13 protein-coding genes and 1 pseudogene are annotated in these 12,359 nt (G+C 66.7%); 1 reads left to right on the forward strand and 13 read right to left on the reverse strand.

Features of this window, described 5'->3' with window-relative positions:
- Positions 1-5 precede the first annotated feature (5 nt).
- The gene (gene dacB, locus ISO4_RS09170; RefSeq protein WP_194855997.1) at positions 6-1,493 is read right to left on the reverse strand and encodes a D-alanyl-D-alanine carboxypeptidase/D-alanyl-D-alanine endopeptidase; all 1,488 of its coding nucleotides are present in this window, start codon (positions 1,491-1,493) and stop codon (positions 6-8) included.
- 192 nt (positions 1,494-1,685) lie between these two features.
- Here dacB and ISO4_RS09175 point away from each other — a divergent pair, with 192 nt between their 5' ends.
- The gene (locus tag ISO4_RS09175) at positions 1,686-2,048 is read left to right on the forward strand and encodes a DUF6164 family protein (RefSeq protein WP_194855998.1); all 363 of its coding nucleotides are present in this window, start codon (positions 1,686-1,688) and stop codon (positions 2,046-2,048) included.
- A gap of 157 nt (positions 2,049-2,205) precedes the next feature.
- On the opposite strand, the gene lipA is transcribed toward ISO4_RS09175, so the two are convergent.
- The 12 genes and pseudogenes from lipA to ISO4_RS09235 form a co-directional block, all read right to left on the reverse strand.
- A complete protein-coding gene (lipA, locus tag ISO4_RS09180) occupies positions 2,206-3,210 on the reverse strand; it encodes a lipoyl synthase (RefSeq protein WP_194855999.1) in 1,005 nt (334 codons plus the stop codon).
- A gap of 17 nt (positions 3,211-3,227) precedes the next feature.
- Positions 3,228-3,905 carry a lipoyl(octanoyl) transferase LipB gene (gene lipB, locus ISO4_RS09185; RefSeq protein WP_194856000.1) on the reverse strand — a complete coding sequence of 226 codons (678 nt, stop codon included), beginning with the start codon at positions 3,903-3,905 and terminating at the stop codon, positions 3,228-3,230.
- Between the two features lie 13 nt (positions 3,906-3,918).
- Positions 3,919-4,188 carry a YbeD family protein gene (locus tag ISO4_RS09190; RefSeq protein ID WP_142949575.1) on the reverse strand — a complete coding sequence of 90 codons (270 nt, stop codon included), beginning with the start codon at positions 4,186-4,188 and terminating at the stop codon, positions 3,919-3,921.
- 26 nt (positions 4,189-4,214) lie between these two features.
- Positions 4,215-5,087 (reverse strand): D-amino acid aminotransferase, encoded by an 873-nt coding sequence (locus ISO4_RS09195; RefSeq protein WP_194856001.1) that lies wholly within the window; start codon positions 5,085-5,087, stop codon positions 4,215-4,217.
- Positions 5,088-5,096: 9 nt separating this feature from the next.
- Positions 5,097-6,269 carry a D-alanyl-D-alanine carboxypeptidase family protein gene (locus tag ISO4_RS09200; RefSeq protein WP_194856002.1) on the reverse strand — a complete coding sequence of 391 codons (1,173 nt, stop codon included), beginning with the start codon at positions 6,267-6,269 and terminating at the stop codon, positions 5,097-5,099.
- Positions 6,270-6,290: 21 nt separating this feature from the next.
- Positions 6,291-7,187, reverse strand: a complete 897-nt coding sequence (locus tag ISO4_RS09205) for a septal ring lytic transglycosylase RlpA family protein (RefSeq protein ID WP_323745362.1) — start codon at positions 7,185-7,187, stop codon at positions 6,291-6,293.
- A complete protein-coding gene (gene mltB, locus ISO4_RS09210; protein ID WP_255442586.1) occupies positions 7,184-8,233 on the reverse strand; it encodes a lytic murein transglycosylase B in 1,050 nt (349 codons plus the stop codon). The genes ISO4_RS09205 and mltB overlap by 4 nt, the downstream gene beginning before the upstream one ends.
- A gap of 12 nt (positions 8,234-8,245) precedes the next feature.
- On the reverse strand, positions 8,246-9,385 hold the full coding sequence (gene rodA / locus ISO4_RS09215; protein ID WP_142949572.1) for a rod shape-determining protein RodA: 1,140 nt from the start codon (positions 9,383-9,385) through the stop codon (positions 8,246-8,248).
- Positions 9,382-11,289: a penicillin-binding protein 2 gene (gene mrdA, locus ISO4_RS09220; protein WP_194856003.1), complete on the reverse strand. Its 1,908-nt coding sequence runs from the start codon at positions 11,287-11,289 to the stop codon at positions 9,382-9,384. Before mrdA ends, rodA begins: the two co-directional genes overlap by 4 nt.
- Positions 11,290-11,310: 21 nt before the next feature.
- A complete protein-coding gene (gene rlmH, locus ISO4_RS09225; protein WP_194856004.1) occupies positions 11,311-11,781 on the reverse strand; it encodes a 23S rRNA (pseudouridine(1915)-N(3))-methyltransferase RlmH in 471 nt (156 codons plus the stop codon).
- A gap of 35 nt (positions 11,782-11,816) precedes the next feature.
- The gene (rsfS, locus tag ISO4_RS09230; RefSeq protein ID WP_067606306.1) at positions 11,817-12,176 is read right to left on the reverse strand and encodes a ribosome silencing factor; all 360 of its coding nucleotides are present in this window, start codon (positions 12,174-12,176) and stop codon (positions 11,817-11,819) included.
- Positions 12,173-12,359 (reverse strand): annotated as a pseudogene (locus ISO4_RS09235) (nicotinate-nicotinamide nucleotide adenylyltransferase); the annotation flags it as partial. The gene rsfS and the pseudogene ISO4_RS09235, both read right to left, overlap by 4 nt.

Here is a 12,359-nt window from a genome sequence, read left to right on the forward strand (position 1 = left end):
GGCCGTCAGCCACCGGCACCGGTCGGGGCGGCTTCGTTCCGGGTCACCGCGGCGGCCTGCGCGCCGGGCAGCCGGTGCACCGCTTCCAGCACGTCGTCGAGCACCGCCTGGCTTTTCCAGGCCGACGGTGTGTTAACGATGGCGGACACCGCCCAGGTGGTGTTGTTGCTGTCGCGGGTGAAGCCGGCCACCGCGCGCACATTGGTCAGTGAGCCGGTTTTGATGTGGCCTTCGCCGCGCAGGCCGGTGTCACGCAGCCGGTTGTGCATGGTGCCGTCCATGGCCACCAGTGGCAGCGAGGCGATCAGCTCGGCGGCGAACGGGCTGCGCCAGGCCTGCTGCAGCATCTTGATCTGTTCCATGGGGCTCATACGCGCGTCGCGGGACAGGCCGGCGCCGTTGGCCAGCACCACCGCGCGTGGATCCATGCCTTTCAGCGCCATCCAGTCCTTGATGGTGCGCTCGGCGGCGGCCAGGTCGTCGCGGTCTTCCGCCAGCCGGTGTTCGGCGCCGATGGTCAGGTAGAGCTGGCGCGCCATCACGTTGCTGCTCCACTTGTTGATGTCGCGGACCATGGTGACCAGGTCCGGCGATGAGGTGGTGGCGAGCAGGTCGACGCCCGCCGGCAGGCGGTCGAAACGGGTGGCGCCGGTGATGGTGCCGCCCAGCTGTTTCCACAGGCCGCGAATAATGGCGGCGGTGTAGGTTTCCTGGCTCATCAGCGACAGATAGTTGCCGGCCCGGCAGCCCGGCGGCAGCGAGCCGGAGACCGTGACGGTGATACGGCCGTTGTCCTGGTAGCTGGGTTCCACCTTGAGACGGCGGCCGGAGGGGCAGCGGCCGCCGCTGGTCAGGGTGATCTGATTGTCCAGGGTGATGGCGTCGGCGACCGGGTCCACCCAGGCGCTGACGCCGTCCTTGCGGGCGGCGAACTGAAAGTGGAACACGTTCAGGTTGGTGAGCAGCGCGTGGGGCTCCACCAGGAAAGGGGCGTGGGGGTTGTCGCCGTCGTCGTCGAAATGCGGCTGGCCGTGGGGCAGCCGGAAGTAGGAATCGTCCAGCACCAGGTCGCCCTGGACCTGACGGATGCCGTAGGCGCGCAGGTCGCGCAGCAGCTGCCAGAGGCGCTCCTCGGTGAGCTTGGGGTCACCGGCGCCGACCAGAAACAGGTCGCCCTCGAGCACGTCGCCGTTCAATTCCCCGTTGGTGTAAACGCGGGTGTGCCATTTGAAGCTGGGGCCGAGCAGCTCCAGCGCCGCGTAGGTGGTCAGCAGCTTCATGGTGGAGCCCGGGTTCATCACCCGGTCCGCGTTGACGAAGCGCGCCTCGCCCGGGCCGTCCAGGGGCACGGCGGCGAGGGCCAGGGCTTCATCCGGCAGTTGCAGCGCTTCCATGCGCTCCATGATCCGGTCCGGCCAGTCTTCGGCGCCGGCGGGGGCGGTCAGGAGGGTGGCGGCGACAACAATCGACAGAACACGAACGGCAAGCCGCATAAGTCCGGAACTCTCCCTGTTTAGGGTCCAACGGGTTAGTGAACACTAGCGTAAAGGAAAAGCCGGGGGCGGTCAGGAGGGCGATGGTGGGGTAATTGTAAATTCTTCCAGAGCGCCACGGGGCGGGGTTCGCCGCCGGGGTTTGCTATAGTGGCGGCGCCGTTCGCCCACCTGCCCAAAGAGGAAACCTGGATGTCGAAATTGTTGCTTAACCTGCGCCGGGTACCCGACGACGAGCGCGATGAAATCTGCGCGCTGCTGGATCAGCACGGCATCCCCCATTACCAGACCGAACCCAGCGTCTGGGGCGTCTCCGCCGGCGGCATCTGGCTGAACGACGATCAGGATTGGGAGCGGGCCCGGCCGTTGCTGGCGGACTATCAGCGGCGCCGTCTCGAGCAGCAGCGCGCCGCCTTCGAACAGGCGCACCGGCGCGGCGAACCCACCACCGTCTGGCGCAACCTGCGCGCCCGGCCGCTGCGGGCGGTGGCGTTTCTGATCGCCGCCATCGCGGTGCTGCTAATCACAGTGGTGCCGTTCGTGACGCTGGGTTGACCCGCCTTGTGCGAGCGGGCCCTGCCCGCGAAAGGGAGCAAAGCTCCCGGCAGGATCCCAGAGACCTGTCTAACGGCAGCTCCCTCAGCCTCTCTGGGATCCTGCCGGGTGGCTGGACGCCACCCTTTCGCGGGCGAGGCCCGCTCCTACAAGTTGGTTAGAGCTCGCGGGCCAGGTTCTCCGGATCGCCGACGTCGATGCCCTTGTGCTGCAGGTCGGCGTGGTAGGAGCTGCGCACCATGGGGCCGGAGGCCACCGAGGTGAAGCCCATCTTGCGGCCTTCCACGGCGAACATCTTGAAGTCGTCCGGGTGCACATAGCGCTCCACCGGCGCGTGGAATTTGCTGGGCTGCAGGTACTGGCCGATGGTGATCATGTCGACGCCGTGGTCGCGCAGGTCGCGCAGCGTTTCCAGCACCTGATCGTTGGTCTCGCCCAGGCCCACCATGATGCCGGACTTGGTGGGCACGTCCGGACGCCGCTCGCCGAAGCGCTGCAGCAGGTCCAGGGAATGCTGGTAGCGGGCGCCGGGCCGGGCTTTTTTGTACAGGTGCGGCACCGTTTCGATGTTGTGGTTGAACACGTCCGGCGGGGTGGCGTCGAGAATATCCAGGGCGTCGTCCAGGCAGGGCCGGAAATCCGGGGTCAGGATTTCCACCTTGGTGTCCGGGCTCAGGGCGCGCACTTCGCGGATGCACTCGGCGAAGTGGGCGGCGCCGCCGTCGGGCAGGTCATCCCGGTCCACCGAGGTGATCACCACGTACTTGAGCCCCAGGTCGGCCACCGATTCCGCCAGATGCTTGGGCTCATCCGGGTCCAGCCCGTTGGGGCGGCCGAAGCCCACGTCGCAGAACGAGCAGCGGCGCGTGCATATGTCGCCCATGATCATGAAGGTGGCGGTGCCGCCGCCGAAGCATTCCGGCAGGTTGGGGCAGGCCGCTTCCTCGCACACGGTGTGCAGCTTCTGCTTGCGCAGCATCGATTTGATGCGCTGGATCTCGCCGTTGGCGGGTACCCGCACGCGGATCCAGTCCGGTTTGCGCTCGCGGGCCGGGCGGACTTCATTGACCAGCGGAATGGTGCGGACCTTGTCGGCGCCGCGTAGTTTGTCGCCGACTTTAACCTTCGCTTTCACCGGGCGGTCGGCCTGGGCTTCGCTCATGGGAACGTCTCTCGAAGTTATCTGCCTTGTGGGCTCTGCAATAGAGTGTACCAGTCCGGCGGCGGGGCTGTCCGGGGGGTGAGCCCCAGCCGGCGCGACAGAATGGTAACCAGATCCTGCTCCAGCGCCTGGCGGGACACCGTCACGCCTTCGGCGGCCAGGCTGGTGACCGGCTGCCCGGCGTAGCCGCAGGGGTTGATGCGTCGCCAGGGCGCCGGGTCCGGCTCGCGGTTGAGCGACAGGCCGTGGTAGCTGCCGCGCTGGCGGATGCGCAGCCCCAGCGAGGCGATCTTGGCGCCGGCCACATAGACGCCGGGGGCGCCGGGCCGGTTCTCCGCGTCCAGACCCTGGTCGCGCAGGTATTCCACCACGCTGTCCTCAATGGCGGTGACCACGGCGCGGGCGCCCAGGCCCAGCCGGCGCACGTCCAGCAGCAGGTAGACCACCGTCTGCCCGGGGCCGTGGTAGGTCACCTGGCCGCCCCGGTCACTGTGCACCACCGGGATGTCGCCGGGGTCGAGGATGTGCTCCGGTTTGCCGGCCTGGCCCAGGGTATAAACCGGCGGGTGCTCCAGCACCCAGAGTTCGTCGCCGGTGTGCGCGTCGCGCTGCTCGGTAAAATCCTTCATTGCCTGCCAGCAGGACGGGTAGTCCACTCTGGGGAAATGACGCACGGTGACCGGCGTGGTGGGCATGGCGGGCGCCGGCTCAGAGGGTGATTTTGACGTGCGGGCAGGCATCCAGATCCCGGTAGATGCTTTCCACCTGTTCGCGGTGGCGCAGCGTCACGCTGGCGGTGATCGACACGAAGTTGCCCTTGGTGCTGGGGCGGCTGCTCAGGTGGGCGTGGCGGTCGAAATCCGCCACATGCTGCTCCAGGATGTCCGCCACCGCGTCTTCCAGGGGCGCATCGGCGGCGCCCATGACCTTGAGCTGCATGTCGTGGGGAAAGTCCCACAGGTCTTCGCGGATCGCCATGGTCGGTCTCTCTTTCGTTCAGTGTCTCAGTCCAGGCCGCAAAGGCGGCGCTTGAACTGAATATAGTGGCGCGACAGCGTTTTCCAAGTGGCACCGGGCCGGCCGTCGCCCACCGGGCGGTCGTTCAGGCGGGTGATCGGCACCACATCCTTGGTGGAGCTGCTCACCCAGATTTCGTCGGCGTCGTGGAGCCGCGCTTCGGGAATCTCCCGCTCCACCACCGGGATGCCGTGCTCGCGGCACAGCTCCACCACCAGGTCGCGGGTGATGCCGCCCAGAATGCGGGCGCTGTGCGGCGGCGTGCTCACCTCGCCGTTATGCACCGTGAACACGTTGCTGGCGGCGCCTTCGGTGACCAGGCCCTCGCGCAGCAGCACCGCTTCCACGGCGCCGGACGCCACCGCCTGCTGGCGCAGCAGGATATTGGGCAGCAGCGAAATCGACTTGATGTCGCAGCGCGCCCAGCGGGTGTCCGCCAGGGTGATGGCCGCCGCGCCCCGGGTCTGGTGCAGGCTGTCGGCGGCGGGCACCGGGATCGGCGCGCTGGTAAGAAACACGGTGGGCGCCACCGGCGGATCCGGAAAGGCGTGGTCGCGCTTGTCGGCCACGCCCCGGGTGATCTGCAGATACACGGACAGATTGCCGCCGCCATTGGCGGCCACCATCTCCTCGCAGAGCCGCCGCCATCCGGCCCGGTCGTGGGGGTTGGCGATGGACACCTCCGCCAGCGACCGTTCCAGGCGCTGCAGGTGAGCGTCGAGGCGGAACAGCACGCCGTTGAAGGCGGGGATCACCTCGTAGACGCCGTCGGCGAACAGAAAGCCCCGGTCCATGGGCGAAATACGGGCCCGCTCCGGGTCCAGGAATTCGCCGTTAAGGTAGACCTTGCCGTTCGCCATGAGCGGCCTCTAGCTGAACAATCCTTTAAAGAACAATACGACGTGGTCCCAGATCTTGGCAAAGAAGCCGGCTTCTTCCACGTTTTCCAGCGCCACCAGCGGGCGCTGCGCCACGGTTTCGTCGGCCAGCGTGACCGTCAGGGTGCCGTACTGTTCGCCTTCGCGGATCGGCGCGCGCAGCTCCGGCCGGATCGACATGGACGCCTTCAGCTGGTCCTGGCTGTCCTTGGGCACGGTGAGAATCAGGTCCTCTTCCAGACCCAGACGCACCTGATTGGCGGCGCCCATCCATACCGCCGGCGTGTCGAGCACGTCGCCGGCGCCGTAGCCTTCATAGGTCTCGTAGAAGCGGAAGCCGTAGCTCAGCAGCTTCTGGGATTCGCGCGCCCGCGCCGCCTCGGAATCGGTGCCCATCACCACCGCGATCAGGCGCATGCCGTCCTGCTTGGCGGAGGACACCAGGCAGTAGCCGGCTTCCTCGGTGTGGCCGGTTTTCAGGCCGTCGACGCTGTCGTCCCGCCACAGCAGCAGGTTGCGGTTGTGCTGGGTGATGCCGTTGTAGGTGAATTCCTTCTGGGCGTAGAGATCATAGTGTTCCGGGAAGTCACGGATGATCGCCCGCGCCAGAATCGCCAGGTCGTGGGCGGTGGTGTAGTGGTTCTCCGCCGGCCAGCCGGTGGCGTTCATGAAGTGGGTGTCGTCCATGCCCAGTTCGCGGGCCTGGTTGTTCATCAGGTCGGCGAAGGCTTCCTCGGAGCCGGCCACGTACTCGGCCAGGGCGACGCTGGCGTCATTGCCGGATTGGATCACCACGCCTTTCAGCAAATCCTGCACCGATACCCGGGTGCCTTCCTGAATGAACATGCGCGAGCCGCCCATGCGCCACGCCTTGACGCTGATCGGCACCATCTCCTGTTCGGTGATATTGCCGGCGGCGATCTCCTTTTCCACCAGATAGGCGGTCATCATTTTGGTGAGACTGGCCGGCGGCAGCTCCTGCTCGGCGTTGTGCTCGACGATCACCTGGCCGCTTTTGGCGTCCATCAACAGATAGCCGCGCGCGTCCACGTCGGGGGCGCGGGGTATCAGGCCGTTGGCGGCGCTCAGCGGCGCCAGGGTGAGCAGGGAGAGACAGATGAACACCCGGAACAGCAGGGTTTGCGGGGAAAGGTATTGAGTCATCATTTCAGCCTTACGGGCGGATCAGTTCACGGGGATGGGTGGGGTAAAGCCCGCCTGGCGTATCGCCTGGCGGGCCCGGTCGCGGGCCTCGTTGCTGGCAAACGGGCCCAGCCATACTTTGTACAGGGCACTGCTTTCCGGCTGCCGCACGGACACCGGCAGTTTCAGTTCGTCGCGCAGGGCACGCTCCAGGTTGCGGGCGCTGTCCAGGGCCTGGAAGGCGCCCGCCTGCAGGTACAGTTCGTCGCCCTCGGCGGCCTTGGCCGTGTCCGGCGGCGGGCTGTCCACGGCGGCGCGCACGGCGGTGGGCACCGTGCCTTCGCGGCTGGGCTTGACCTTCTCGCGCACGGTCAGGGCCTCCACGCGCACGCGGCCGGTGCCCTTGCCCTCGATGCCGAGCCGCGCCGCCGCCGCCCAGGACAAGTCGATAATGCGCTCGGAATGGAACGGGCCACGGTCGTTGACGCGCACCACCAGGCTTTTGCCGTTGTCCAGGTTGGTGACCCGGGCGTAGGTGGGCAGCGGCAGGGTCCGGTGGGCGGCGGTGAAGCGGTACATATCGAACGGCTCACCGCTGGAGGTGCGGTAGCCGTGGAACTTGCGCCCGTACCAGGAGGCCAGGCCCTCTTCTTCATAGCCGGCGGCGGATTCCATTACCTGGTAGGTCTTGCCCCAGACGCTGTAAGTCTTGGGGTTGCCGTAGGCGCTCAGCGGCTCCTCTTTCGGCACCGGCTCGGGCTGGCTTTCCACGTCCGGGCGCTGCTCGGGTCCGGAATCCACCTTGTGCTCGTAGCGGTCGGAGCCGGGCGCGCCGTCGGCCGGCTTCGGCGTCTGGGCGGGGGGCTCGGTGGGCGCCGGCGCGGTGGCGCAGGCGCCCAGGGCGAGAGCCGTGGTGACGATAAAAAGCGCTCTAATCACAGAGATCGGGCCTCCAGGGCATCGGCGATACGGTGGGACAGTTGCAATACCGCCATGGCGTACAGTTCGCTGTGGTTATAACGGGTAATGACATAAAAGTTGTCGCTTACCAGCCAGAACTCGTGGCCATCGTCGCCGATCAGGTCGAGCATCGCCACGGAGGTGTCGGCCGGCAGGTCGAAACAGTAGTCGCTGCTCAGGCTATCACCCTCGCAGGATACTGCCACTACGCCGTTCTTCCGGGCCTGCGCCAGCGTAAAGCCCGGCTTGTAACCCTTTTTCACCAGCGCGTCGTAATCGTCGCCGTCAACGCGGGCGCGGGCGGCCACCGGCAGGCCGGGCTGCCACTTGTGCGCGGCGAAGTAGCTGGCCACGCTGCCGATGGCGTCCGCCGGGCTGTTGACCAGGTCGATCACGTCATCGCCGTCGAAATCCACGGCGTAGGCCTGGTAGCTGGTGGGAATAAACTGCGGGAAGCCCATGGCGCCGGCGTAGGAGCCGGTGATGGTGCTGGCGTCGATGTGCGCGTCGCGCTCCATTTCGAACAGCGCCACCAACTGCTTGCGGAAAAACGACGCCCGCGGTGGATAGTCGAAGCCCAGCGTGGCCAGGGCGTCGAGCACCCGGTAGCGGCCTTTGTTGCGGCCGTAGCTGGTTTCCACACCGATAATGGCGAGAATGATCTCGCGGGGCACATCGTATTTCTGCTCGGCGCGGGCCAGGGTGTCGGCGTGTTCGCGGGCGAACTGGACCCCCTGTTCCACCCGGGTATCGGTCAGAAAGATGCGGCTGTACTCGGCCCATGTGAGGGATTTCTCTGCCGGCCGGGCGATGGCTTCCAGAATGCTGTCCTGGCGTTTGGCGTCGGCCAGCAGGCGGCGCACCCGGTCGGTATCGAAACCCCGTTCGCCGAGCGCCTCGATCACCGCGCCGGCTTCCGGATGTTCCGCGTAATTGCTGGTTTTGGTGGTCTCGGCCAGGGCGGCACCGTTGAGCAGGACGCCCGCCAGGGTCGCCCGCAGTACAACCGACAATCCTTTTTTCACCAACTCTCTCCTTTAATACGTCATCAGACGGCGATGGGTGTGAATCGACATCAGCATGCCGAAGCTGGCCATCAGGGTTACGATCGAGGTGCCACCATAGCTCACCAAGGGTAAGGGTACGCCCACCACCGGTAAGAGTCCGGACACCATGCCGACGTTCACAAAAATATAAATAAAAAACGTCATTGTCAGCGCCGCCGCCAGCAGCCGCGAGAAGGTCTCCTGGGCCTGCCAGCTGATAAAAAAGCCGCGCCCGACGATCACCAGATAGATCGAGATCAGCAGCACGAAGCCGATCAGGCCGAACTCCTCGCCGAGCACGGCGAGAATGAAGTCAGTGGACGATTCGGGCAGAAAATCCAGCCGCGACTGGGTGCCGTCCAGCCAGCCCTTGCCGGTGACGCCGCCGGAGCCGATGGCGGTCTTCGACTGGATAATGTTCCAGCCGGCGCCGCGCGGGTCCGCCTCCGGGTTGAGAAAGGTGTCCACCCGGCTGCGCTGGTAGTCGTGCAGGACGAAGAAATACATCAGCGGCGCGGCGATCACCAGCACCAGCACCGCCAGGCTGATCAGCCGCCAGGACAGGCCGGCCATGAACAGCACCACCAGGCCGGCGGCGGCAATCAGGATCGAGGTGCCCAGGTCCGGCTGCACCGCGATCATCACTACCGGCAGGAAAATCAGCCCCAGCGCCGCCAGCACGTCCAGCTTGTTGGGCGGCAGGTTCCGTTCGCTGAAGAACCACGCCACCATCGCCGGCACCGCCAGTTTCATCAGCTCGGCGGGCTGGAAACGGCCGATGCCCGGCAACGTCAGCCAGCGGGTGGCGCCCTTGGCCTCGGTGCCGACCAGCACCACCAGGGCCAGCAGGATTACGCCGATGGCGTAGATCACCGGGGTCCAGAAGCGGTAACTGCGCGGCGGGATCTGCGCCAGCACCAGCAGCACCAGAAAGCCCGCGCCCAACCGGATCGACTGGCGCACCACCAGGTTCAGGTCGCCGCCGCCGGCGCTGTAGAGCACGGCGAGCCCGCCCAGCACCAGAAGCAACAGTGCCGTCAGCAACGGCGCGTCCAGGTGCAGGCGCGCCGACAGCTTGGTGCCGAGACCGCCGCCCAGGGGCATCTGCCGTTGGTATTCCCGTACGCTCATGGGGTGCCTCCCGGGGTCGTGCCGGCGGTTTGCGTTTGCGGGGTGCGGTTCAGTGGCGGCGGCACCGCCAGCTCGCCGTTGTCGTCGAGCAGCCAGGCGTCCATTACCTGGCGCGCCACCGGGCCGGCGGTGGAGCCGCCGTGGCGGCCGTTTTCCACCAGCACCGCCACCGCGATGGCGGGCTCTTCCACCGGCGCGAAGGCGATGATCAGGGCGTGGTCGAGCAGCCGCTCGGCCAGTTCGTCCTCGTTGTAGGTCTCTTCCTGGCCCACCGAGAACACCTGGGAGGTGCCGGTCTTGGCGCCCATCCGGTAGGGCGCCCCTTCGGCCATGACCTTGGCGGTGCCGCGCTCGCCATGGACCACCTCGGCCATGGTGTCCTCCATGCGCTGCCAGTTTTCCGAATGGCGCAGCGTGACGTCCGGCCGCGGCGGCACGCGCAGGGCGTCGGCGGCCAGGGTGGGGGTCACCTGCTTGCCGTGATGGGCGAGAATCGCGGTGGCGGTGGCCAGCTGCAACGGCGTGGCGAGCATGAAGCCCTGGCCGATGCTGGCGTTGATGGTATCGCCGTGGTACCAGGTGGCGCCGCGCGCTGCGCGCTTCCACTCCTTGGACGGCAGCAGCCCGGAGGACTCGTTGAACAGGTCGATGCCGGTGGGCTGGCCCAGCGAAAAGTCGCTGAGGAAATCGTGCATGCGGGAAATGCCCAGCTTGAAGCCCAGGTCATAGAAGTAGGTGTCGCAGGATTGCACCACCGCCTTGTTCATATCCACATGGCCGTGGCCCCAGCGCTTCCAGTCCCGGTAACGGTGCGGGTTGTCCTCCAGCTGGTAGTAGCCGGGGTCGAAGATGGTGCGCTGCCAGTCGGTGACCCCGGCGTCCAGGCCCGCCAGCCCGATAAACGGCTTCACCGTGGAGCCGGGCGGGTAGCGGCCCTGCAGCGCCCGGTTGAACAGCGGGTTGTCCAGGTCTTCCCGGTAGCGGGCGTAGTCCTGGTGGGAGATGCCGTTGACGAACAGGTTGGGGTCGAACACCGGGCGGCTGACGAACGCCAGCACGCTGCCGTCGCGGGGGTCGATGGCCACCACCGCGCCGCGCCGGTCGCCGAGGGCTTCGTCGGCGGCCCGCTGCACGTCCATATCCAGGGTCAGGCGCAGGTTTTCACCGGGCACCGGCGGCTTCTGCTCCAGCACGCGCAGTATCCGGCCGCGGGCGTTGGTTTCCACCTGACGGTAACCCACCTGGCCGTGCAGGCGGTTCTCGTAGTAGCGCTCCACACCGCTGCGCCCGTAGTAGTGGGTGCCGGCGTAATCGCCCTGCTCGGTGAGGGTCATGCCGTCCAGGTCTTCCGCGTTGAGCCGGTTCACGTAGCCCAGCACGTGGGAAAACAGCTTGCCGTGGGGGTAGTGGCGCACCGGGTTGGCGGCCACGCGCACGCCCGGCAGCCGGTGCTGGTTCACGGTGATGCGGGCGATTTCGTCCTCGCTGAGGCGCCCGCGCAGCGGGATCGGGTCCCAGGGCCGGCGCGGCCCCTGCAGACGCTTGTTGAAGCGTTCGATGTCGTCGCTTTCCAGCGGCACCAGCTGGTGGATCTCGCGCAGGGTGCGCTGCAGGTCGGGAATCTGCTCGACGATCACCTCCACGGTGAAGTCCGGCCGGTTGGCGGCCAGAATCTCGCCGTTGCGGTCGGTGATCAGGCCGCGCGGCGGCGGCACCGCCTGGGTCTGCACCCGGTTTTCATCGCTGAGCGTGGTATAGCGGCTGTGCTGGAAAATCTGCAGCCAGGCCATGCGCCCCACCAGCCCCACGGTCAGCAGGGTGACCAGAATGGCGCTCACCAGCAGCCGAAAGCTGAAAATCCGCTGCTCGTGGTGGTGGTCTTTTAGGGTCAGAGGTCGGCGCATTGGGCCCTGATAGTCGGTGGTTCAGCGATGATACGGATGGCCGGCGAGCAGCGTCCAGCCGCGATACAACTGCTCGGCGAGCAGAACCCGCACCAGCGGATGCGGCAGGGTCAGCGGTGACAGAGACCAGCGCTCATGGGCGGCGTCGGACACCCGTGGGCAGAGACCGTCCGGCCCGCCCACCAGCACCACCAGATCCTGGCCCAGATCCCTCAGGGTACCAAGGCGCTCGCTGAGCTGCTCGGTGGAGAGCGCGCGGCCGCCCACTTCGAGCGCCACCTGATGGGCGCCGGGGTATTTCGTCAGCCGCTTCTCCAGTGCTTCGCCTTCGGCGCGCACCAGGGCGGCGGTGTCCCCCTTGCTTCTCTTAGGCAGCGGAATCTCCTCGAGTTCCAGGCGCATGTCCGGCGGCATCCTTTTTTGATACTCGCCGAAGCCCTGAACCACCCAGGAGGGCATTTTGCCGCCGACAGCCAGAAGATGAATACGCAAACAACACACCCGCCGCGCAAGTGAATGGCAAAGGGTCAGTCGCTTTGCGGCGACCGGTCCGGATGGTGCGCCGGATTCTGCCAGAGGCGCTCCAGATCATAAAACTCCCGGGTCGCCGGCAGCATCAGATGCACCACCACGTCGCCCAGATCCACCAGGATCCACTCCGCGCCGCGCTCGCCCTCGGTGCCCAGGGGCTTATAGCCGGACTTCTTGGCCTTTTCCATCACCGAATCCGCCAGGGCTTTGACGTGGCGGCTGGAGGTGCCGCTGGCGATTACCATGTCGTCGGCGACGCTGGTGACGGCGCGCACATCCAGGCTGGTAATGTTCTTGGCTTTCATTTCTTCCAGAGCGTCGATTACCAAATCCAGCAAAGGGGGTTGAGAACTCATGGGGCCTCGTTGTGTGCGTGACGGGTTGGGTGAACGGTGTCGGCATTATACAGGCCCAGGCGTCGGATATGGGCCAGCACCGCCGGTGTCAGGTGATAATCGGCGCCATCGTGCCGCAGAGCACGGCGGATATCGGTGGCGGCCACCGCCATTTCCGGGCGGCGCAGCATCAGGCGCCGCCCC

It is taken from the genome of Alloalcanivorax venustensis ISO4 (genome assembly GCF_015356855.1).
GTDB lineage: Bacteria > Pseudomonadota > Gammaproteobacteria > Pseudomonadales > Alcanivoracaceae > Alloalcanivorax > Alloalcanivorax venustensis.

Bases quoted from the DNA above. Each gene is read 5' to 3' on its own strand.
- rsfS (WP_067606306.1), bottom strand. From the start codon at position 12,176: ATGAGTTCTCAACCCCCTTTGCTGGATTTGGTAATCGACGCTCTGGAA.
- ISO4_RS09200 (WP_194856002.1), bottom strand. From the start codon at position 6,269: ATGACTCAATACCTTTCCCCGCAAACCCTGCTGTTCCGGGTGTTCATC.
- ISO4_RS09190 (WP_142949575.1), bottom strand. From the start codon at position 4,188: ATGGCGATCCGCGAAGACCTGTGGGACTTTCCCCACGACATGCAGCTC.
- lipA (WP_194855999.1), bottom strand. From the start codon at position 3,210: ATGAGCGAAGCCCAGGCCGACCGCCCGGTGAAAGCGAAGGTTAAAGTC.
- lipB (WP_194856000.1), bottom strand. From the start codon at position 3,905: ATGCCCACCACGCCGGTCACCGTGCGTCATTTCCCCAGAGTGGACTAC.
- mrdA (WP_194856003.1), bottom strand. From the start codon at position 11,289: ATGCGCCGACCTCTGACCCTAAAAGACCACCACCACGAGCAGCGGATT.
- ISO4_RS09195 (WP_194856001.1), bottom strand. From the start codon at position 5,087: ATGGCGAACGGCAAGGTCTACCTTAACGGCGAATTCCTGGACCCGGAG.
- rodA (WP_142949572.1), bottom strand. From the start codon at position 9,385: ATGAGCGTACGGGAATACCAACGGCAGATGCCCCTGGGCGGCGGTCTC.
- dacB (WP_194855997.1), bottom strand. From the start codon at position 1,493: ATGCGGCTTGCCGTTCGTGTTCTGTCGATTGTTGTCGCCGCCACCCTC.
- ISO4_RS09175 (WP_194855998.1), top strand. From the start codon at position 1,686: ATGTCGAAATTGTTGCTTAACCTGCGCCGGGTACCCGACGACGAGCGC.